We start from the raw sequence: 20,025 nt of genomic DNA, 5'->3' as shown, positions 1-20,025 counted from the left end.
GACGACGACCTGGTGGTCATACGGCTCGGGCAGGCGAGGTCTGCGCAGCACGCCGCACAGGGCGCCGTTGGGCCCGGCGAGCAGTCCGACCAGCGGCGCGACCCCGGCGGCTCCAGGTCGGCCGTTCGTCGAGGTGGCGGCGGTACATGTCGGCGCGCTGCTCGTGGCAGAGCCAGGTGGCCGGCAGATGCGCGACCGCCCGCTCGGCGCGTCCCGGAAGTCGCCCTCCTCGGCGTCGGCGTCGCCCTCCCTGGCCCCCTCGACCACACCCGGGGCCCGGCGCGGATGCTCACACTCTGCGACGAGGGCTGCTCGGCCGACTGACCCCGGCCCGCTCAAGGCCCTCTCCCCCCACCCTGCGGGTGCAGCTCTACGGGGGTTTGTGCATGGCGCCGGGGTTTGTGCGTGGCGGGGTCGCGCCGGGGCCGGTCGTTCAGCGGACCGGATGCCCCGCCCCCCGCAGCGTCTCCTTCACCTCGCCGATCCGCAGATCGCCGAAGTGGAACACCGAGGCCGCCAGCACCGCGTCCGCGCCCGCCGCGACGGCCGGCGGGAAGTGGTCGAGCTTGCCCGCACCGCCGGAGGCGATCAGCGGGACGGTCACGTGCTTGCGGACGGCCTCGATCATCTCCAGGTCGTAGCCGTCCTTGGTGCCGTCCGCGTCCATCGAGTTGAGCAGGATCTCACCGGCGCCCAGTTCGGCGGCCCGGTGCGCCCACTCGACGGCGTCGATGCCGGTGCCGCGACGGCCCCCGTGGGTGGTGACCTCGAAGGAGCCCTCAGGGGTACGCCGCGCGTCCACCGACAGCACCAGCACCTGCCGGCCGAACCGCTCGGCGATCTCGCGGATCAGGTCGGGACGGGCGATGGCCGCGGTGTTCACGCCCACCTTGTCCGCCCCGGCCCGCAGCAGCTTGTCCACGTCCTCGGCCGTGCGGACACCGCCGCCGACCGTCAGCGGGATGAAGACCTGCTCGGCGGTGCGGCGCACCACGTCGTAGGTCGTCTCGCGGTTGCCGGAGGAGGCGGTGATGTCCAGGAAGGTCAGCTCGTCGGCGCCCTCGGCGTCGTACACCTTGGCCATCTCGACGGGGTCGCCCGCGTCCCGCAGGTTCTGGAAGTTGACGCCCTTGACGACCCGGCCGTTGTCCACGTCCAGGCAGGGGATGACTCGTACGGCGAGGGTCATGCTGCGGTATCTCCTCGGAACGCCTCCACCTCGACCTCGACGACCAGACTGGGGTCCACGAAGCCGGAGACGATGATCATGGATGCGGCGGGCCGGACGGCGTCGAAGAGCTCCTTGTGAGCGCGTCCGACCTCCTCGACGTCGCGGGCGTGGGTGATGTACAGGCGCGTACGCACCACGTCGTCCCGGCCGAGCCCCAGCTCCTTCAGTGCCGCGAACGCGACGTTGAAGGAGTTGACGGTCTGTTCGTACGGGTCGCCCGCGACGATCTCACCGTCCACCACCGAGGTGCAGCCGGAGACCAGCACCAGGCCGTTGGGCAGCTCCACCGCTCGGGAGTACCCGAAGGTGTCCTCCCAGGGCGCACCGGTCGTGACGCGTCGCAGATCGCTCACTGAGCCACCGCCTCCAAAGCCTCTTCCAGGGTGAACGCCTTCGCGTACAGCGCCTTCCCGACGATGGAGCCCTCGACACCGAGCGGGACCAGCTCGGCGATGGCCCGCAGGTCGTCCAGGGAGGACACCCCGCCGGAGGCCACCACCGGGCGGTCGGTCGCCGCGCACACATTGCGCAGCAGCTCCAGGTTCGGGCCCTGGAGCGTGCCGTCCTTGGCGATGTCGGTGACGACGTACCGCGCGCAGCCCTCCTTGTCGAGCCGCTCCAGCGCCTCGTACAGGTCGCCCCCCTCACTGGTCCAGCCGCGGCCCTTGAGGGTCGTACCGCGCACGTCCAGGCCCACCGCGATCCTGTCGCCGTGCTCGGCGATGACCTTGGCGACCCACTCCGGGCTCTCCAGGGCGGCGGTGCCGAGATTGACCCGGGTGCAGCCGGTGGCGAGGGCGGCGGCCAGCGAGGCGTCGTCGCGGATGCCGCCGGACAGCTCCACCTTGATGTCCATCGCCTCGGTGACCTGCCGGACCAGCTCCCGGTTGTCGCCGGTGCCGAACGCCGCGTCCAGGTCGACCAGGTGCAGCCACTCGGCGCCCGCCCGCTGCCAGGACAGGGCGGCCTCCAGGGGGGAGCCGTACGAGGTCTCGGTCCCGGACTCGCCGTGCACGAGGCGGACCGCCTGGCCGTCGCGGACGTCCACGGCGGGGAGGAGTTCGAGCTTGGGCATCAGAGGGTTCCGATCCAGTTGTTCAGCAGCTGCGCACCGGCGTCGCCGGACTTCTCGGGGTGGAACTGGGTGGCCCACAGGGCGCCGTTCTCCACGGCGGCCACGAAGGGCTCGCCGTGGGTCGACCAGGTGACCTTGGGCGCGGTCATCGCCTTGTTGTGCGTCTCCAGCGACCAGTCCTGGACGGCGTAGGAGTGTACGAAGTAGAAGCGGGCGTCGGCGTCCAGGCCGGCGAACAGGCGGGAGCCGGCCGGCGCGTCGACGGTGTTCCAGCCCATGTGGGGCACGATGTCGGCCTTGAGCGGCTCGACCGAGCCGGGCCACTCGTCGAGGCCCTCGGACTCCACCCCGTGCTCGATGCCGCGTGCGAAGAGGATCTGCATGCCGACGCAGATGCCCATGACGGGGCGCCCGCCGGACAGCCGGCGGTCGATGATCCAGTCGCCGCGGGCCTCGCGCAGGCCATTCATGCAGGCGGCGAAGGCGCCGACGCCGGGCACCAGCAGGCCGTCGGCGTTCATGGCCTTGTCGTAGTCGCGTGTTATCTCGACCTCGGCGCCCGCGCGCGCGAGGGCGCGCTCGGCGGACCTCACATTGCCGAAGCCGTAGTCGAAGACGACGACCTTCTTCGAAGACGGAGCACTCAATTCCACACCTCCAGCCTCATGACACCGGCGACGAGACACATCCCCGCGGCGATGGAGAGAAGCACGATCAGGCCCTTGGGCATCTGCTGCTTGACGAAGGAGTAGATCCCGCCGGCCAGGAAGAGGCCGACGACGATCAGGAGGGTCGAGAGGCCGGTCACAGCGCGCCCTTCGTGGAGGGGAGGATGCCCGCCGCGCGCGGGTCACGCTCGGAGGCGTAGCGCAGGGCCCGGGCCAGCGCCTTGAACTGGCACTCCACGATGTGGTGGGCGTTGCGCCCGTAGGGCACGTGCACGTGCAGGGCGATCTGCGCCTGGGCCACGAAGGACTCCAGGATGTGCCGGGTCATGGTGGTGTCGTACTCGCCGATCATCGGCGCCATGTTCTCGGGCTCGGTGTGCACGAGGTACGGACGGCCGCTCAGATCCACCGTGACCTGGGCCAGGGACTCGTCCAGGGGGACGGTGCAGTTGCCGAAGCGGTAGATGCCCACCTTGTCGCCGAGTGCCTGCTTGAAGGCGGCGCCGAGCGCGAGGGCGGTGTCCTCGATGGTGTGGTGCGAGTCGATGTGCAGATCGCCCTCGGTCTTGACCGTGAGGTCGAACAGACCGTGCCGGCCGAGCTGGTCGAGCATGTGGTCGTAGAAGCCGACGCCCGTCGACACCTCGACCTTGCCGGACCCGTCGAGATCGATCTCGACCAGGACCGAGGTCTCCTTGGTCACTCGTTCGACCCTGCCAACGCGCCCATCGCGAGTCATGCGCTCTGCTCCTTCTTCAGTTCACGGACCGCGTCGAGGAACGCGTCGTTCTCGTCGGGGGTTCCGGCGGACACCCGCAGCCACCCCGGAATGCCGTTGTCCCGGACCAGGACGCCCTGGTCGAGGATCTTCTGCCAGGCCGCGTGCGAGCCGCCCGGGCCGTCGAAGAGCCCGAACTGCACGAAGTTCGCGTCCGACTCCACGACCTGGAAGCCGATCGTGCGCAGCTCGCTCACCAGCCGGTCCCGCTCGGCCTTCAGCTGCTCGACGTACTTGAGCAGCGTGTCGGTGTGCTCCAGGGCGGCCAGCGCGGTCGCCTGCGTGACGGCCGACAGGTGGTAGGGCAGCCGTACGAGCTGGACGGCGTCCACGACCGCCGGGTGCGCGGCGAGGTAGCCGAGACGCAGGCCCGCCGCCCCGAACGCCTTGGACATCGTCCGCGAGACGACGAGCTGAGGCCGTCCCTCGATGAGCGGCAGCAGCGAGTCGCCGTGGCTGAACTCGATGTACGCCTCGTCGACCACGACCATGGAAGGCTTCGCCGCCTGCGCGGCCTCGTACAGCGCGAGGACCGTCTCGGGCGGGACCGCGTTGCCGGTGGGGTTGTTGGGGGTGGTGATGAAGACGACGTCCGGCTTCCGCTCGGCGATCGCCCGCACGGCCGCCTCGACGTCGATGGTGAAGTCCTCGTTGCGGGGACCCGAGATCCAGCCCGTGCCGGTGCCGCGCGCGATCAGGCCGTGCATCGAGTACGACGGCTCGAAGCCGATCGCGGTACGGCCCGGTCCGCCGAAGGTCTGGAGCAGTTGCTGGATGACCTCGTTGGAGCCGTTCGCCGCCCAGACGTTGGCGAGGCCCACCTCGTGCTTGGAGGTGTCCGTCAGGTACTTGGCGAGCTGGGTGCGCAGCTCGACCGCGTCGCGGTCCGGGTAGCGGTTGAGATCGCGGGCGGCCTCGCGGACGCGCTCGGCGATGCGCTCGACCAGCTCGTCGGGGAGCGGGTAGGGGTTCTCGTTGGTGTTCAGCCGTACGGGGACGTCCAACTGGGGCGCGCCGTAGGGGGACTTGCCGCGCAGCTCGTCCCGTACGGGGAGATCGTCGATTCCGAAGTTCACTTGCCCGCCGGTACCTTCCACCCGAACCTCGCCTTGATCGCCGCGCCGTGCGCGGGCAGATCCTCCGCCTCCGCCAGCGTCACCACATGGTGCGCGACCTCGGCCAGCGCTTCCTTCGTGTAGTCGACGATGTGGATGCCCCTCAGGAAGGACTGCACGGACAGTCCGGAGGAGTGGCAGGCGCACCCGCCGGTCGGGAGCACGTGGTTGGACCCGGCGGCGTAGTCACCGAGGGACACCGGCGCCCAGGGCCCGATGAAGACCGCGCCCGCGTTGCGGACCCGGTCGGCCACCGCGGCGGCGTCGGCCGTCTGGATCTCCAGGTGCTCGGCGCCGTACGCGTCGACGACCCTGAGGCCCTCGTCGATGCCGTCGACGAGGACGATCGCGGACTGGCGCCCCGTGAGGGCCGGACGGATCCGCTCCTCGACGTGCTTGCTGGCCGCGACCTGCGGCTCCAGCTCCTTCTCGACCGCGTCCGCCAGGGCCACGGAATCCGTGACGAGCACGGACGCGGCGAGCGGGTCGTGCTCGGCCTGGCTGATCAGGTCGGCGGCCACGTGCACCGGGTCGGCCGTGTCGTCCGCCAGGATCGCGATCTCGGTCGGGCCGGCCTCGGTGTCGATGCCGATCTTGCCCGCGAAGTAGCGCTTGGCGGCGGCGACCCAGATGTTGCCGGGACCCATGACCATCGGCGCGGGGGCGCAGGACTCGGTGCCGTACGCGAACATCGCGACGGCGGTCGCGCCGCCGGCCGCGTAGACCTCGTCGACGCCGAGCAGCGCGCAGGCGGCCAGGATCGTCGGGTGCGGCAGACCGCCGAAATCGGCCTGGGCGGGCGAGGCGAGAGCAATCGACTCGACGCCCGCCTCCTGCGCGGGCACCACGTTCATGACCACGGTCGACGGATACACGGCCCGCCCACCGGGCGCGTACAGCCCGACCCGGTCGACCGGCACCCACTTCTCGGTGACGGAACCGCCGGGCACGACCTGGGTCGTGTGGGTCGTACGGCGCTGCGCGCGGTGGACGAGACGGGCGCGGCGGATGGACTCCTCCAGGGCCGCGCGCACGGCCGGGTCGAGCTCTTCGAGCGCCTTGTCCAGAGCGGCGGCCGGCACCCGTACCGACTCCAGCCGCACGCCGTCGAACTTCTCGGCGAAGTCGATCAGCGCCGCGTCGCCCCGATGATGCACGGCCTCGCAGATCGGACGCACCTTCTCCAGGGCGGCCGAGACGTCGAAGTCGGCTCGGGGCAGCAGGTCGCGCAGGGCGGGGCCCTCGGGGAGGGCGTCGCCGCGCAGATCGATTCGGGAGATCACGTTCCCAATTCTCTCAGACCCTCGTCAGAGCCCGTTCGCGCATTCCAATGGCTGATACGCAACCCGGAAGATCCGCCTCACGTCTAGTGTTCCGTACGTCACTCAACGGGCATGAACGGTTGTACGAAACCCGTGAGTAGATGAGGGGGATGAAAGAGACGTGACCGAGGGGGCCGGCATCCGGAGCGGGGACCTGCCGGACGATCTGACCGCCGCCGAGGCCGGCATGTGGCAGGCCTTCCGCAACGGCACCGTGTACGACCTGAGCAGCGGCGACACCGTCGTCGACGATCCGCACGGCGGGCACCCCTGGGGCCCCGACCGGACGGTACGCGCGCGGATCGTGTGCTGGCTGCTCCTGGACGGTCCGCCCGCGCTCGCGGGCCGGGTCTCGTCCCTGAAGCTCACCGGCGTGCAGATCAGCGGCACCCTGGATCTCGCGGGCGGCACCGTGGTGCCGTACGTGGAGATGAAGGGCTGCCGCTTCGAGCGGGAGATCCTGCTGCCGGAGGCCCGCTTCACCACCGCACGGTTCGTGGACTGCTCGGTGCCGCGCCTGGAGGCCGCCCGGGTGCACACGGAGGGCGATCTGCATCTGCCGCGCTGCCGCTTCCACAACGGCGTACGGCTGACCGACGCGCACATCGGCACCGACCTGCTGATGAACCAGGCGATCGTCTACCGCGACCGCAGCGGCCGTTCGATCGCCGCCGACGGCATGACCGTGGGCCAGGACCTGCAGGCCGAGCTGCTGGAGTCGCACGGTGAGCTGAGCCTGCGCAGCGCGACGATCGGCGTCTCGCTGAGCCTGCGCGGCGCCCGGCTGAACAATCCGTACACCCGGCTCGCGCTGAACGCCCCCCAGCTGACCGTCGAGCGCACGCTGTACCTGACCCCTGCGGGCGTCGGCGCCGCCATGCTGAGCGGGGCGACTCCCGCGCGCGGGACGCGGATCCAGCGCTTCGAGTGCCAGGGCGGGGTGCGGCTGGACGACGGGCGGTTCGGGGACGCCGTGGACCTGGAGCGGGCCCGCTTCACCTTCACCGACGAGCAGGAGCTGTCGCTGCGCCGTATCCAGGCGCCCGAGCTGCGCTTCCTCGGTGAGAAGCCGCAGCGCGGCAAGGTGGTGCTGTCGGGCGCGCGCGTGGGCAACCTCGTGGACCGGGCGAGCGCCTGGCCGGGACCCGGCAATCTGCACATGGGCGGCTTCGTCTACGAGAACCTCGTGCCGCACGGCCCCTTCCCGCTGGCCGAGCGGCTGGAGTGGGTGGCGGCGGCGACCGCCGAGTACAACCCGGAGCCGTACGAGAGGCTCGCCGCCGTGCTGCGGGCCGGCGGCGAGGACGAGGAGGCACGCGAGGTGCTGCTCGCGAAGCAGCGCCGGCGCCGCGAGAGCCTGCCGCCGGCCGCCAAGCTGTGGGGATACGCGCAGGACTGGACGGTCGCCTACGGGTACCGGCCGGGGCGGGCCGCCGTATGGATGGCGGTGCTGTGGGCCGCGAGCTCCTTGGCGTTCGCACACGCGAGCCATCCGCCGCTCAAGGGCGACCATCCGGCCTGGAATCCCGCGCTGTTCGCCCTCGACCTGCTGCTTCCGGTGATCGATCTGGGACAGGTGGGTTTCTGGCAGTTGCGCGGCGGCTGGCAGTGGCTGGCGGCGGCGATGGTCCTTGCCGGCTGGATCCTGGCGACCACCGTGGCGGCGGGGGCCTCGAGGCTGCTGCGGCGGAGCTGACGGGCCCTGTGAAGATATCGGCAGGGCGCCGGGAAGGACCGGTGAGACCGCTGGTCAGAGAGTTGTTGAACGGTCACCTTTTTAACCTCCCTTGACCTTGCGGCGTACAACTTTCCACGAGTTGCACGTGCGCACTGGCGCAGCCTCGTCCTGCCGACCTTCAATGGTCGACACCATGGCTCTGCTGCCCCCCTTCATCCGCGCGTCACGGCTGCCCGCGTACCTCACCGGCGGGCTGCCCGCCGACAACGAGGTTCTGCTCGACGTACCCGACGACCGGCTCGGCCCCGCCCTGGTCGCCGCCGGACAAGGCGGGTACGGGCGCGCGGCCGAACTGCTCTCCGCGACCCGTGAGGACGCCGCCTGGGAGCTGCGCGACCGGTACGTCCGGCGGCTCTCCGCCTTCGCCCGCTCGCGCCCCGAGTGGTACGACGCCTGGCGCGCGGAAGCCCCGCACGACCCGGACCAGCTGCTCCTGGGCGCCCAGCTCGCGGTGGACCGCGCGTGGGACTCACCGGCCCGCGCCGAGCTGCTGCGCGAGGTGAGCCCGCTGATCACGGCCGCGGCTCGCGGCGAGGACCGCGACCCGGTGCCGTGGCGGATCGCGCTGGACCACGCACGCGGCTCGCAGGCCGGGCCCACCTACTTCGGTGAGCTGTGGGAGGCCGCCCTCAGGCGCGCCCCGCTCCACTACGGCTGCCATGTCGCCGCCCTGCGCTATCTGGCGGCCTCCTGGCGCGGCTCCTACCGCGAGTGCTTCGACTTCGCCGAGCGGGCCGCACAGGACGCCCCGGCCGGCTCCCTCATCCAGGCGCTGCCCGCGCGGGCGGCCCTCGCCTGGCTGACCGGGCCCGGCGGCGACGCGGTGCCGCGCGAGCGGCTGGACGCGGCGGCCGACCGGGCGATCGAGCTGTCCGCCACGTTCGCGGCGGCCGACCTCTGGCCGGCCGAGATCCGCAACAAGCTGGTGTTCGTCCTGGTCCGCCTCGGCCGCTGGACGGACGCCCTGGACCAGCTGCGCATGCTGGGCCCGTACGCGACCTCGTTCCCGTGGAGCCGGGAGTCCGAGGACCCGCTGGGCCGCTTCCTGGAGGTCCGTGAGGAGGTCCGGCGGCACGCCTTGATCCATCCACGGAGTGGGCACCGGGGACGTGTGCGCTCCGGGGGCCATTAGGCTTTGGCGCCGTGACCACCGTGCGGCTCCCGCTCTTCCCCCTGAACTCCGTACTGTTCCCGGGGCTCGTGCTTCCTCTGAACGTCTTCGAGGAGCGCTATCGCGCCATGATGCGCGAACTGCTGAAGACCCCCGAGGAGGAACCGCGCCGGTTCGCCGTCGTGGCGATCCGCGACGGCCACGAGGTGGCGCCCAGCGCCCCCGGCCTGCCGGACCGGACGGCCGTGCCCGACGGCGGTCCCGCGGCCGGCTTCGGTGACGATCCGCTCAAGGCGTTCCACGCGGTGGGCTGCGTGGCGGACGCGGCGACCGTACGGGAGCGGGCGGACGGCACGTTCGAGGTCCTGGCGACGGGCACGACCCGGGTTCGCCTGGTGTCCGTCGACGCGTCGGGCCCGTATCTGACGGCCGAGCTGGAGGAGCTGGCGGAGGAGGCGGGCGACGAGTCGGGGCCGCTGGCGGAAGGGGTCCTGCGGGCCTTCCTCCAGTACCAGAAGCGCCTGGCGGGGGCCAGGGAACGCTCCCTGTCGTCCGGCACGGAACTCCCGGACGAACCGTCCGTGGTCTCGTACCTGGTGGCCGCCGCGATGATGCTGGACACCCCCACCAAGCAGCGCCTGCTCCAGGCACCCGACACCGCGTCCCGGCTCCGCGACGAACTGAAACTCCTGCGCGCGGAGACGGCGATCATCCGTAATCTTCCGTCGTTGCCGGCGTCGGAACTGACGCGCGGCCCGACGAGTCTGAACTGAGGCCGGAACCCGTCACGATGGCGAAGAAGTCGAAGAAGCAGCAGCCGGGCGGCACCCCCGCGACCGTGGCCCTGACCACAGCGGACGTGCCCTTCACAGTGCACGCCTACGACCACGACCCCTCCCACCCCTCCTACGGAGAGGAGGCGGCCGAGGCGATGGGAGTCTCCCCGGACCGCGTCTTCAAGACACTGGTCGCGGACGTGGACGGCACGCTGACAGTGGCGGTGGTCCCGGTGGCGGGCTCTCTGGACCTGAAGGCCCTGGCCACGGCCGCGGGCGGCAAACGGGCGGCGATGGCGGACCCGACGCTCGCCGAACGCACCACGGGCTATGTCCGGGGCGGTATCTCCCCCCTCGGCCAGCGCAAAAGGCTCCCCACGGTCCTCGACGCCTCCGCCGTCGCCCACGACACGATCTGCGTCTCGGCCGGCCGCCGGGGCCTGGAGGTGGAACTCGCGCCGAAGGACCTGGCCCGCCTCACGGACGCGGTCCTGGCGCCCATCGCCCGCGCGTGACCCCTCGACGAGTGCCCCTTCCTGGACTAAGCAGAAGGGGCATGTCGAAGAGAACACGCAAGCGCAGGCGCATGAAGAAGGGCCGCTCGAACCACGGCAGGCGCCCGGCCTAGGGGCCGTTCGCAGGCACGTTCACCAAAAGGCTTCGGAGGACATCCCTACGGCACGGGTGCCCCGGACCTACGGCGCGGGTGCCCCGTACCCGTCCCCCGGAGCCGCCGCCCCGTACACCGGCTCGGGATCCCGGGGCCCGAACAACGCCGTGAGCCCCAGGTGCACGACGAGGCCGGCCAACGACCAGGCGAGCAACGCCCCCTTGGCCCCCAGCTTCAGCGGCGCGGAGAAGGTGACTCCCTTGCCCACGGCCTTCGCGTGGGCGATCACATCGGACGAGGGTCCGAGCCACATCCCCACCCGCCACGCCAGGAAGGATCCCAGCAGTCCCCCGACGGCCAGCCCCACCACCAGCGGTACCCCGCCCCGGCGCCGCCACAGGAACACCACGAGCGCGCTGACGAAACCGAAGGCCAGGGCCAGCAGAGTGAGCGTCCCGTCCACGCCCGCCGCCTGCTCGCCCTCGGTGTCCTTGAGATAGACGACCCAGTTCCCCTGTCCGTCCACATCCCCGACCAGCGGTACATGCGGCGCCAGCCACCACCACAGGACCCCGAGCAGCGCCCCGGCGAGCGTCACGGCGACCATGATCACCAAGCCCTCCAGCAGCTCGGTCTTCATCCCGGGCCCGCCCTGCCCGTACCGGACTTCGGCAGGGGCCGCGTAGCCGGCATCAGGGGTCTGCCACGCATCGTGCGGGGACGGTTCGTGCGGCGGCGGAGGAGGCGTCAACGGAGCGGTCACCCTGACATCGTGCCAGGCCCGCCTGTGCGGCGCGTCACCGGACGGCCGCCCGGCGATAGGCCCAGGTGGCGACGGCCAGCGAGACCACTCCCACGCACCCGCACACGGCGAGGTCACCGAGCACGAAGGCCCAGTCGGGATGCGGCCCGAAGGTCCGGGCGAAGGCCTCGACGCCGTAGGTCGAGGGCAGCAGATCCCGGGCGAACCGCACCGCCTCGGGCATCCGGTCGGCGGGCAGCACCCCCAGCAGCAGCGCGGCCGACATTCCGAGCTGTCCCAGCAGGGTGGCCAGTTCCGGCCGGGGCGCGAGCAGCCCGAGGGCCGCGCCGAGCCCCGCCAGAGCGGCTCCCGCGAGCGGAATCACCGCCACGAGCACCCACAGGTGCGCCAGCGGCAGCCCGAACAGCACGCACCCGAAGACCGCGGTCACCACGGTCCCGGGCACGGTGAAGGAGGCGTACGCCCCCGCGGCGCCCAACACCACGGCGGCCGGCGGCACCGGCAGGGTGGCGTAGTGGTCGAGTCCGCCGCTCGCCCGCAGCTGCCCGAAGTACTGCGCGAGCAGGTTGAGCGCGACGAAGGCCACGACCAGCACGGACGCCCCGGCGACCACGGACTGCGCCTCGTCCCCGCCGTCCACGACCCCCCGCATCAGGACCATGATCCCGATCGACTGGAAGGTGGCGACGAACAGCAGCGGGATGCGCGCGACCCGCGCGCGGGACAGCTGCGCCCGGTAGACGGCCGCCAGCGACGGCCACAGCCGCGCGCGCGGCCCGAGCTCGGCGGCCGCGTCCCGGTCCGTCTCCTCGACGGCCAGGGCACCGCCCGGCAGAGCCCCGGCGGGTACGACACTCACGTGGCTCTGCTCCTCTTCGCTCCGGCGGTCGCCCTGTGACGTACGGACACGGCCGCCCGGGTGCTCAACGTGCTCACGCCTTCACCAGTCCCTGCTGCGCGGCCCCGCCCAGCGCGAGGTACACGTCCTCCAGGCTGGGTGTGGCGAGCGTGAAGTCGTCCAGCGCGGCGAACGCGGCCCCGCCGGTGACGGTGGCGACGACCGTGCGGGCCTCCTCGGGGGCGAGCCGCAGCGTCCAGCGGCGCCCGGCGGCCACGGCCCGGTCCTGGAGCGCGGCGACCTCGGGGACGTGCAGCGGGGCCGTCTCGCGCCACACGAGGTCGACGCGGACCTCGCCCGCCACCTGTTCCTTGAGGCCGGACGGCGTGTCGCAGGCGATCACCCGGCCCCGGTCGAGGACGGCGACCCGGTCCAGGACCGTCTCCGCCTCTATGACGTTGTGGGTGACGAGCAGCACGGTCGTACCGCGTTCGGCCCGCCGCCGGTCCACGGCGGACCACACCGCGCGCCGCGCCACGGGGTCCATCGCGGTGGTCGGTTCGTCGAGCACGAGCAGCGGCCGCTCCCCCACGAGCGCCGACGCCAGGCACGCGAGCCGCCGCTGCCCGCCGGACAGCTTCCTCAGCGGCCGCCCGGCGATCGGCGTGAGCCCCAGCTCGTCGAGTACGGCGTCGCGCTCGGCCCGCGCCTTCCTGGCCTCCAGGCCGCGCAGCCGGCCGGTGGTCTCGGCGGCGAGGGAGACGGTGAGGTCGTCGAGGGCGGTGGACTCCTGGCCGAGGTAGGCGAGGATCCGCGAGGCCCGGTCCGGGTGGCGCACGATGTCGTGTCCGAGGATCTCGACACTGCCGCGGTCGGGCCGCATCAGCCCGGTGAGCTGCCGTACGAGCGTGGTCTTGCCGGCGCCGTTCGGCCCGAGCAGCCCGAAGATCTCACCGCGCCGGATGTCCAGCCGCACGTCGTCGGTGGCCCGCACCTCGGGCGTGGCGGGAGCCCCGCGCCGCCCGCGCACCGCGGGGTAGGTCTTGGTCAGCCCGCGCACCGCACACACGACGTCCCCACGGTGTCGAAGTGCCGGTGCAGCGCGCGTACTCACAAGGTACGAGCCTACGGGGTCGGGGAGCTCTGCTCGCCCCTGGGGCGGGGTATGTGCCCTCTCACTCCCCGGCGGGGGCGTGCTCCGCCGCCGTCCGCACGTCGATCTCCCGCCAGAACCCGGCCCGGATCGCATAACGGTCGTGCTCGTCGATCTGGTCGTCCTTGTGCGCGAGCAGCCCGAACCGGGCCGCGTACCTGAGCAGTTCCCCGTCGATCCGGTGCGGCACCCGCGGGTACATCCCGGCCAGCCGCTGCAGATGCGCCTGGTCCCCCAGCCGCTCCATCCAGCGCCGCGCGAAGACCTGCCCCACCTCGAAGGGGTCCCCGCCGACGGTGGTGATGTCCTCCTCCCGGTCGGCCCACCGCTGCTCGGCGGTGGTCAGCTGGGCGAGCGTCGGCATGGAGGCGACCTCGGGCGGCTCGGTGGCACCACTGGGCCGGTCGACCCAGCCCTTGTCGGAGGACCACCGCAGGGTCGCGCTCGCGGGGGGCGGGGCGGCCTGCGCACCGGGGGCCCGCAGTGCGGCGAGGTCCTTGGGCGTGGGCACTCCCTTCGGCGCCGGCACCCGCTCCTGCGTGCCGTTCTCCGAGGCGGCCGCCGGGGCGTGCTCGGCCTCCTGCGCGGTCCGCTCGGCGGCGGGCGCGGACTCGGGCAGCGGTGCCGAGAGGATCGCGGCGATCTCGGGCCGCGGCACGGGCGGCGGCGCGCAGACCCCGCCGAGCTCCTTCGCGCGGACGGCCTTGGTGATCCACGCGCGGTCCAGCACCCGCCGCTCGTCCGCCTCGGCGACCAGGTCCTCGGACTGGTTGTAGTCCCCGTCGGCGGCCTGCACGGCCCACAGGTGGACGGCGACCCCGTGCTCCTTGGCGGCCATCATGCCCGGCAGCAGATCCCCGTCGCCGGTGACGAGCACGACGTCGGAGCAGGCGCGGTTGCGGGCCAGTTCGGTGAGCTCGGCGTGCATGGCGGCGTCCACGCCCTTCTGGGCCCAGCGTCCGTCGCTGCGGGTCAGGGCGCCGAGCCGGACGGTGACCCGGGGCATCACCCGCAGTCTGCGGTGCTCGGGCTGCGGGACGCGGTCGGGGGCGCCGTCGAACCAGTAGATGCGCAGCAGGGGCCGTTCGGTGTCGGACTCGGCCCGGTCGCGCAATCCCTGGACGAGGGCGGCGTGGTCGACGGTGATACGGGAACGGGAGGGCTCCCCGGCAAGGAGACTGGCGGCGGCCCCCAGCAGATACCCGGCGTCCACCAGGACGATGCAGCGGTCCACGCGATCCACCCTCTTTCCGGGAGGTTTGCTTCGGGCTTCCTTCGAGTCTGCCCGACCACGAGAGGGTTAACGGCCCGAACTCGATCTTCGGCGTGGCGTTTCGGGACATTGCTCGGCGACATTCCCTGTCACACACGGTAATTATCCGAAATGCGCCCGCTGTCAGCCTATGTGAATCTGGTCCCGGCCCTGGCCCCTAGATCCCCACAGGAGGCACCACCATGGCCAAGAACAAGAAGCAGAACCGTAAGCCGTCGCAGACCGAGCGTGCCGGGCAGGAGCCCCAGCCCTCCTCGATGGAGCCGCAGACCGAGCAGCACGCTCCGCAGGTGACACCCGGCGACGTCGCCCGCAAGGGGCGGCAGAAAAGCTTCGGCCACAACTGACATGTGCATAAAGGGTTGTTGAGACCCGCGCATACAAAGGGGCGCACCCCGTCAGGAGTGCGCCCCTTCGCAGATCCGTGCCGCCGGTCGCTCAGCCCGCCAGGCAGGACGGTCCGAGCAGCACCTTGAGGTCACCGAAGAGCGCCGGGTCCGGCTTCACCCGGTGCCGGTCCAGCCGGAGGACCGTCGTCCTGCTCGGTCCCTGGAGCCTGATGCGGACCTCGCTCTCCCCCTTGTGATGGCTGAGGATCTCCCCGAGCCGGCTGACCATCGGCGGCGTCACCTTCAACGCCGGGATGGTGAGGATCACGGGCGCGTTGGTGCCCGCGTTGGACAGGTCGGGGACCTGGAGCTCCATCGCGACCAGCCGGGGCACGTCCTCGCGCTTGTCGAGGCGGCCCTTGACGAACACCACGGCGTCCTCGACGAGTTGCGTCGACACCAGCTGGTAGGTCGCCGGGAAGAACATGCACTCGATCGAACCGGCGAGGTCCTCGACGGTGGCGATCGCCCAGGCGTTGCCCTGCTTGGTCATCTTGCGCTGCAGGCCCGAGATGATGCCGCCGATGGTGACCACCGCGCCGTCGGCGTGCTCACCGCCGGTGAGCTGGGCGATGCCCGCGTCGGCCTTGTCGGACAGCACGTGCTCCAGGCCGAAGAGCGGGTGGTCGGAGACGTACAGACCGAGCATCTCCCGCTCCTGGGCGAGCAGATAGGTCTTGTCCCACTCCTCGGTGGTGAACTCCACGTCCAGTCCGAAGCCGGGCTCGCTGTTGTCCTCCTCGCCCATCCCGCCGAAGAGGTCGAACTGGCCCTCCGCCTCCTTGCGCTTGACGGCGACCACGTTGTCGATCATCGAGTCGAAGTGCGCGGTGAGGCCCTTGCGGGTGTGCCCCATGGTGTCGAACGCGCCCGCCTTGATCAGCGACTCCGTGGTGCGCTTGTTGCAGGCGACCGCCTCGACCTTGTCGAGGTAGTCGGGGAAGGAGGCGTACTTCCCCTTGGCCTTGCGGCTGCGGATGATCGACTCGACCACGTTGGTGCCGACGTTGCGCACGGCTTCGAGCCCGAAGAGGATGACGTCGTCGCCCTGGGCGGCGAAGTTGTGCTCCGACTCGTTGACGTTCGGCGGGAGCACCTTGATGCGCATGCGACGGCACTCGTTGAGGTAGACCGCCGACTTGTCCTTGTCGTCCTTCACCGAGGTGAGCAGCGCGGCCATGTACTCGGCCGGGTAGTTGGCCTTGAGGTACGCGGTCCAGTAGGAGACCAGTCCGTACGCGGCGGAGTGCGCCTTGTTGAACGCGTAGCCGGCGAAGGGGACCAGGACGTCCCACAGGGCCTGGATCGCCTCGTCGCTGTAGCCGTTCTTCTTGGCGCCGGCCTGGAAGATGGTGAAGTTCTTCGCCAGTTCGTCGGGCTTCTTCTTGCCCATCACGCGGCGCAGGATGTCGGCCTCGCCGAGCGAGTAGCCGGCGATGATCTGGGCGGCCTTCTGCACCTGCTCCTGGTAGACGATCAGGCCGTAGGTGACCGCGAGGACCTCCTGGAGCGGCTCCTCCAGCTCCTTGTGGATCGGCGTGATCTCCTGGCGGCCGTTCTTGCGCTCGGCGTAGTTGATGTGGGAGTTCATGCCCATCGGGCCCGGCCGGTAGAGGGCCGAGACGGCGGAGATGTCCTCGAAGTTGTCGGGCTGCATCTGGCGGAGCAGCGAGCGCATCGGGCCGCCGTCGAACTGGAAGACACCGAGGGTGTCACCGCGGCAGAGCAGTTCGAAGGTCTTGGGGTCGTCCAGCGGCAGGGCGAGCATCTCCAGGTCGATGCCCTTGTTGGCCTTCACCATCTTGATGGCGTCGTCCATGATCGTGAGGTTGCGCAGGCCCAGGAAGTCCATCTTCAGCAGGCCGAGCGACTCGCACTGCGGGTAGTCCCACTGCGTGATGGTCACGCCGTCGGTGTGGCGCACCCAGATCGGGGCGTGGTCGACGATGGGCTCGCTGGACATGATCACGCCGGCCGCGTGCACACCCATCTGCCGGACCAGGCCCTCGACGCCCTTGGCGGTGTCGATGACCTTCTTCACGTCCGGTTCGTTCTCGTACATCGACCTGATCTCGCCGGCCTCGCTGTAGCGCGGGTGGGAGGGGTCGGTGATGCCGTTCAGGTCGATGCCCTTGCCGAGGACGTCGGCGGGCATCGCCTTGGTGAGCCGGTCGCCCATCGCGTACGGGTAGCCCAGCACGCGCGCGGAGTCCTTGATGGCGTTCTTGGCCTTGATCTTGCCGTAGGTGCCGATCATGGCGACCTTGTCGGCGCCGTACTTCTCGGTCACGTAGCGGATCACCTCGACGCGCCTGCGCTCGTCGAAGTCGATGTCGACATCGGGCATGGAGACGCGCTCGGGGTTGAGGAACCGCTCGAAGATCAGGCCGTGCGGGATCGGGTCGAGGTCGGTGATGCCCATGGCGTAGGCGACGATCGAACCGGCCGCGGAGCCTCGGCCGGGGCCGACCGCGATGCCGTTGTTCTTGGCCCACATGATGAAGTCGGCGACCACGAGGAAGTAGCCCGGGAACCCCATCTGGATGATGACGTCCATCTCGTACTCGGCCTGCCGCTGGCGGTCCTCGGGGATGCCGCCCGGGAAGCGGCGCTCCATGCCGCGGCGGACCTCCTCCTTGAACCAGGTGACCTCGGTGTAGCCGTCGGGGATGTCGAACTTCGGCATGAGGTTCTTGGCCTCGAACATGCCCTCGGTGTCGACCTGTTCGGCCACCAGGAGGGTGTTGCGGCAGCCTTCCTGCCAGGCGTCCGAGGAGTCGATGGCGTACATCTCGTCCGTGGACTTCAGGTAGTAGCCGGTGCCGTCGAACTTGAAGCGGTCCGGGTCGGAGAGGTTCTTGCCGGTCTGGATGCACAGCAGGGCGTCGTGGGCGGTCGCCTCGTGCGCGTACGTGTAGTGCGAGTCGTTGGTGACCAGCGGGGGGATGCCGAGCTTCTTGCCGATCTCCAGGAGGCCGTCGCGGACCCGGTGCTCGATCTCGATGCCGTGGTCCATCAGCTCCAGGAAGTAGCGGTCCTTGCCGAAGATGTCCTGGTACTCGGCGGCGGACTTCAGCGCCTCGTCGAACTGGCCGAGGCGCAGCCGGGTCTGGAGCTCGCCGGAGGGGCAGCCGGTGGAGGCGATGAGCCCCTCGGACCACTGGGAGATGGTCTCCTTGTCCATGCGGGGCCACTTCTGCAGCCAGCCCTCGGCGTACGCGTCCGAGGAGAGCTTGAAGAGGTTGTGCAGGCCCGTCCTGTTCGCCGCCCAGATCGTCTTGTGGGTGTAACCACCCGAACCCGAGACGTCGTCCCGCTTCTGGTGCGGCTGGCCCCACTGGATCTTGCGCTTGTTGCGCCGGGACTCGGGCGCGACATACGCCTCGATCCCGATGATCGGGGTGACCCCGGCCTTCTTCGCCGAGTGGAAGAAGTCGTACGCCCCGTGCAGGTTGCCGTGGTCGGACATGGCGATATGGGTCATGCCCATCTCGTTGCACGCGTCGAACATGTCCTTGAGCCGCGCGGCACCGTCCAGCAGGGAGTACTGGGTGTGGACGTGCAGGTGCGTGAACGGCGGCTTTGACACGGCATGGCCTCCATGGAAAACACTCGACGACAGGCGGACGGACAGTGTGGGGGTCAGCGCCGAAGTCTATGCCTCGGCACTGACACTCAGGGGGCCGCCCCGCGTACCTTCACAACGAGGGTCGCGGGCACTTTCACCCGCGCCCGCCCGTTGGAGAGACGACAGAAACGCTGTCGTACAGATGTACCAGGAGGCACCCCGCGATGTCGGTTCCGCAGCTCAACGACGAGCACCGCGGCGAGGAGATTCTCGCTGTCTTCGACACCGCCTTCGGCGAGCTCCTGGCCGCCGATCCGGCAGCGTTCCGCGTGAAGTTCCGGAAGATGGCGGCGTCCGCGTTCGCGTTCTACCGGGGTACGGCGTGCCTCTTCTACCACGACCTCGACGCCGAGAAGCGGGGCGGCCCGTACCTGGACGAGCGCACCTCGCGCGTGTGGATCCACGGCGATCTGCACGCGGAGAACTTCGGCACCTACCTGGACGCCAACGGCCGGCTGATCTTCAACGTCAACGACTTCGACGAGGCCTACGTCGGCCCCTTCACCTGGGACCTCAAGCGCTTCGCCGCCTCCGTCGCGCTGATCGGGTACGCCAAGGCGCTCGGCGACGAGCAGATCACCGAGCTGGTGGAGGTGTACGCGGGCGCGTACCGGGAGCGGATCCACGCCCTGGCCACCGGCGCCAAGAGCGACGAGGTGCCGCCCTTCACCCTGGACACCGCCCAGGGCCCCCTCCTGGACGCGCTGCGCGACGCCCGCTCCCTGACCCGCTTCGGCCTCCTGGAGTCGATGACGGAGATCCGCGACTTCGAGCGCCGCTTCGCGCCGGGCGGCGGCTCCATCGAGCTGGACGCGGCCACCCGCTACAAGGTGCTCGCGGCCTTCGACGGCTATCTGGAGACCCTCCCGGAGGCCTCCCTGGACCGCCCGGACTCCTACCGCGTCAAGGACGTCGTCGGCCGCCGCGGCATCGGCATCGGCTCGGCCGGGCTGCCGTCGTACAACATCCTGCTCGAGGGGCACACCGACGCCCTGGAGAACGATGTCGTGATCTACATCAAGCAGGCCCAGACCCCGGCCGTCTCCCGTCACATCACCGACCCGGCGATCCGCGACTACTTCCAGCACGAGGGCCACCGCACGGTCATCTCCCAGCGCGCCCTCCAGCAGCACGCCGACCCGTGGCTGGGCTGGACCGAGCTGGGCGGCGCGGGTCAGCTGGTCGCCGAGATCTCGCCGTACGCCGTGGACCTGGACTGGGGTGACATCGACGACCCGGAGGAGATCGCGGGGGTCGTCGCCGACCTCGGCCGGGCGACGGCCACCATGCACGCGGCGGCGGACGACACCTCGGGCGAGTCCCTGGTGCCCTTCTCCACCGAGCGGGCCATCGACGCGGCGATCGCGGCCGACGAGGACGGTTTCGCGGGGCTCCTGGTCGACTTCGCGCACAGCTACGGCGCACGCGCCCGTGCCGACCACCAGACCTTCGTGGACCTGTTCCGCAACGGCCGGATCCCGGGTCTGTGACCGACCCCTGCAACCGCTCATAACGATAGGGCCGCTCACAGGAATCCTTTAGGGGTCCCTTACCGGC

General features: G+C 70.8%; 19 protein-coding genes. 6 read left to right on the top strand and 13 right to left on the bottom strand.

What is annotated here, in order from left to right:
* Nucleotides 1–433 precede the first annotated feature (433 nt).
* From hisF to hisD, 8 genes are read right to left on the bottom strand one after another with little or no spacing between them, the layout of a single operon-like run.
* Nucleotides 434–1,189 (bottom strand): imidazole glycerol phosphate synthase subunit HisF, encoded by a 756-nt coding sequence (hisF, locus tag ACZ39I_RS04760; protein ID WP_467242826.1) that lies wholly within the window; start codon nucleotides 1,187–1,189, stop codon nucleotides 434–436.
* Nucleotides 1,186–1,584 carry a RidA family protein gene (locus ACZ39I_RS04755; protein WP_007381379.1) on the bottom strand — a complete coding sequence of 133 codons (399 nt, stop codon included), beginning with the start codon at nucleotides 1,582–1,584 and terminating at the stop codon, nucleotides 1,186–1,188. The genes hisF and ACZ39I_RS04755 overlap by 4 nt, the downstream gene beginning before the upstream one ends.
* Nucleotides 1,581–2,306: a bifunctional 1-(5-phosphoribosyl)-5-((5-phosphoribosylamino)methylideneamino)imidazole-4-carboxamide isomerase/phosphoribosylanthranilate isomerase PriA gene (priA, locus tag ACZ39I_RS04750; RefSeq protein WP_467242825.1), complete on the bottom strand. Its 726-nt coding sequence runs from the start codon at nucleotides 2,304–2,306 to the stop codon at nucleotides 1,581–1,583. The genes ACZ39I_RS04755 and priA overlap by 4 nt, the downstream gene beginning before the upstream one ends.
* Nucleotides 2,306–2,953: an imidazole glycerol phosphate synthase subunit HisH gene (gene hisH, locus ACZ39I_RS04745; protein ID WP_467242824.1), complete on the bottom strand. Its 648-nt coding sequence runs from the start codon at nucleotides 2,951–2,953 to the stop codon at nucleotides 2,306–2,308. The genes priA and hisH overlap by 1 nt, the downstream gene beginning before the upstream one ends.
* Nucleotides 2,950–3,114 carry a hypothetical protein gene (locus tag ACZ39I_RS04740; protein ID WP_007381382.1) on the bottom strand — a complete coding sequence of 55 codons (165 nt, stop codon included), beginning with the start codon at nucleotides 3,112–3,114 and terminating at the stop codon, nucleotides 2,950–2,952. Before ACZ39I_RS04740 ends, hisH begins: the two co-directional genes overlap by 4 nt.
* On the bottom strand, nucleotides 3,111–3,713 hold the full coding sequence (gene hisB / locus ACZ39I_RS04735; RefSeq protein ID WP_393599138.1) for an imidazoleglycerol-phosphate dehydratase HisB: 603 nt from the start codon (nucleotides 3,711–3,713) through the stop codon (nucleotides 3,111–3,113). Before hisB ends, ACZ39I_RS04740 begins: the two co-directional genes overlap by 4 nt.
* Nucleotides 3,710–4,828 (bottom strand): histidinol-phosphate transaminase, encoded by a 1,119-nt coding sequence (locus tag ACZ39I_RS04730; RefSeq protein WP_467242823.1) that lies wholly within the window; start codon nucleotides 4,826–4,828, stop codon nucleotides 3,710–3,712. The genes hisB and ACZ39I_RS04730 overlap by 4 nt, the downstream gene beginning before the upstream one ends.
* On the bottom strand, nucleotides 4,825–6,150 hold the full coding sequence (gene hisD / locus ACZ39I_RS04725) for a histidinol dehydrogenase (protein WP_467242822.1): 1,326 nt from the start codon (nucleotides 6,148–6,150) through the stop codon (nucleotides 4,825–4,827). Before hisD ends, ACZ39I_RS04730 begins: the two co-directional genes overlap by 4 nt.
* Nucleotides 6,151–6,310: 160 nt before the next feature.
* On the opposite strand from hisD, the gene ACZ39I_RS04720 reads away from it, so the two are divergent.
* The 4 genes from ACZ39I_RS04720 to ybaK all read left to right on the top strand — a co-directional run bounded on the left by ACZ39I_RS04720 (nucleotide 6,311) and on the right by ybaK (nucleotide 10,329).
* Complete coding sequence (locus ACZ39I_RS04720; RefSeq protein WP_467242821.1) at nucleotides 6,311–7,885, top strand: oxidoreductase; 1,575 nt, start codon at nucleotides 6,311–6,313, stop codon at nucleotides 7,883–7,885.
* A gap of 163 nt (nucleotides 7,886–8,048) precedes the next feature.
* The gene (locus ACZ39I_RS04715; protein WP_467242820.1) at nucleotides 8,049–9,059 is read left to right on the top strand and encodes a hypothetical protein; all 1,011 of its coding nucleotides are present in this window, start codon (nucleotides 8,049–8,051) and stop codon (nucleotides 9,057–9,059) included.
* 11 nt (nucleotides 9,060–9,070) lie between these two features.
* Nucleotides 9,071–9,811: an LON peptidase substrate-binding domain-containing protein gene (locus ACZ39I_RS04710; protein WP_467242819.1), complete on the top strand. Its 741-nt coding sequence runs from the start codon at nucleotides 9,071–9,073 to the stop codon at nucleotides 9,809–9,811.
* A gap of 17 nt (nucleotides 9,812–9,828) precedes the next feature.
* Complete coding sequence (gene ybaK / locus ACZ39I_RS04705) at nucleotides 9,829–10,329, top strand: Cys-tRNA(Pro) deacylase (RefSeq protein WP_467242818.1); 501 nt, start codon at nucleotides 9,829–9,831, stop codon at nucleotides 10,327–10,329.
* 180 nt (nucleotides 10,330–10,509) lie between these two features.
* On the opposite strand, the gene ACZ39I_RS04700 is transcribed toward ybaK, so the two are convergent.
* From ACZ39I_RS04700 to ACZ39I_RS04685, 4 genes are all read right to left on the bottom strand, one after another.
* Nucleotides 10,510–11,187, bottom strand: coding sequence for an AAA family ATPase (locus tag ACZ39I_RS04700; RefSeq protein ID WP_467242817.1), 678 nt, complete (start codon nucleotides 11,185–11,187; stop codon nucleotides 10,510–10,512).
* Nucleotides 11,188–11,221: 34 nt separating this feature from the next.
* Entirely contained in the window at nucleotides 11,222–12,046 is an 825-nt protein-coding gene (locus tag ACZ39I_RS04695) for an ABC transporter permease (RefSeq protein ID WP_451473758.1), read from the bottom strand.
* Nucleotides 12,047–12,119: 73 nt separating this feature from the next.
* Nucleotides 12,120–13,094 carry an ABC transporter ATP-binding protein gene (locus tag ACZ39I_RS04690; RefSeq protein ID WP_467242816.1) on the bottom strand — a complete coding sequence of 325 codons (975 nt, stop codon included), beginning with the start codon at nucleotides 13,092–13,094 and terminating at the stop codon, nucleotides 12,120–12,122.
* 106 nt (nucleotides 13,095–13,200) lie between these two features.
* A complete protein-coding gene (locus tag ACZ39I_RS04685; protein ID WP_467242815.1) occupies nucleotides 13,201–14,412 on the bottom strand; it encodes an NYN domain-containing protein in 1,212 nt (403 codons plus the stop codon).
* A 221-nt stretch (nucleotides 14,413–14,633) separates the two neighbouring features.
* Here ACZ39I_RS04685 and ACZ39I_RS04680 point away from each other — a divergent pair, with 221 nt between their 5' ends.
* Nucleotides 14,634–14,798, top strand: coding sequence for a hypothetical protein (locus tag ACZ39I_RS04680; RefSeq protein WP_352382843.1), 165 nt, complete (start codon nucleotides 14,634–14,636; stop codon nucleotides 14,796–14,798).
* A 91-nt stretch (nucleotides 14,799–14,889) separates the two neighbouring features.
* Here the strand turns inward: ACZ39I_RS04680 and dnaE are convergent, their stop codons facing one another.
* Complete coding sequence (gene dnaE / locus ACZ39I_RS04675) at nucleotides 14,890–18,429, bottom strand: DNA polymerase III subunit alpha (RefSeq protein WP_467242814.1); 3,540 nt, start codon at nucleotides 18,427–18,429, stop codon at nucleotides 14,890–14,892.
* 203 nt (nucleotides 18,430–18,632) lie between these two features.
* Between dnaE and ACZ39I_RS04670 the strand changes: the two genes are divergently transcribed.
* Nucleotides 18,633–19,958, top strand: coding sequence for a DUF2252 domain-containing protein (locus ACZ39I_RS04670; protein WP_352382846.1), 1,326 nt, complete (start codon nucleotides 18,633–18,635; stop codon nucleotides 19,956–19,958).
* The last annotated feature ends 67 nt before the right edge of the window (nucleotides 19,959–20,025 follow it).

The organism is Streptomyces sp. NPDC024687, assembly GCF_055559055.1.
This window is presented reverse-complemented; position numbering and strand designations above follow the sequence as displayed.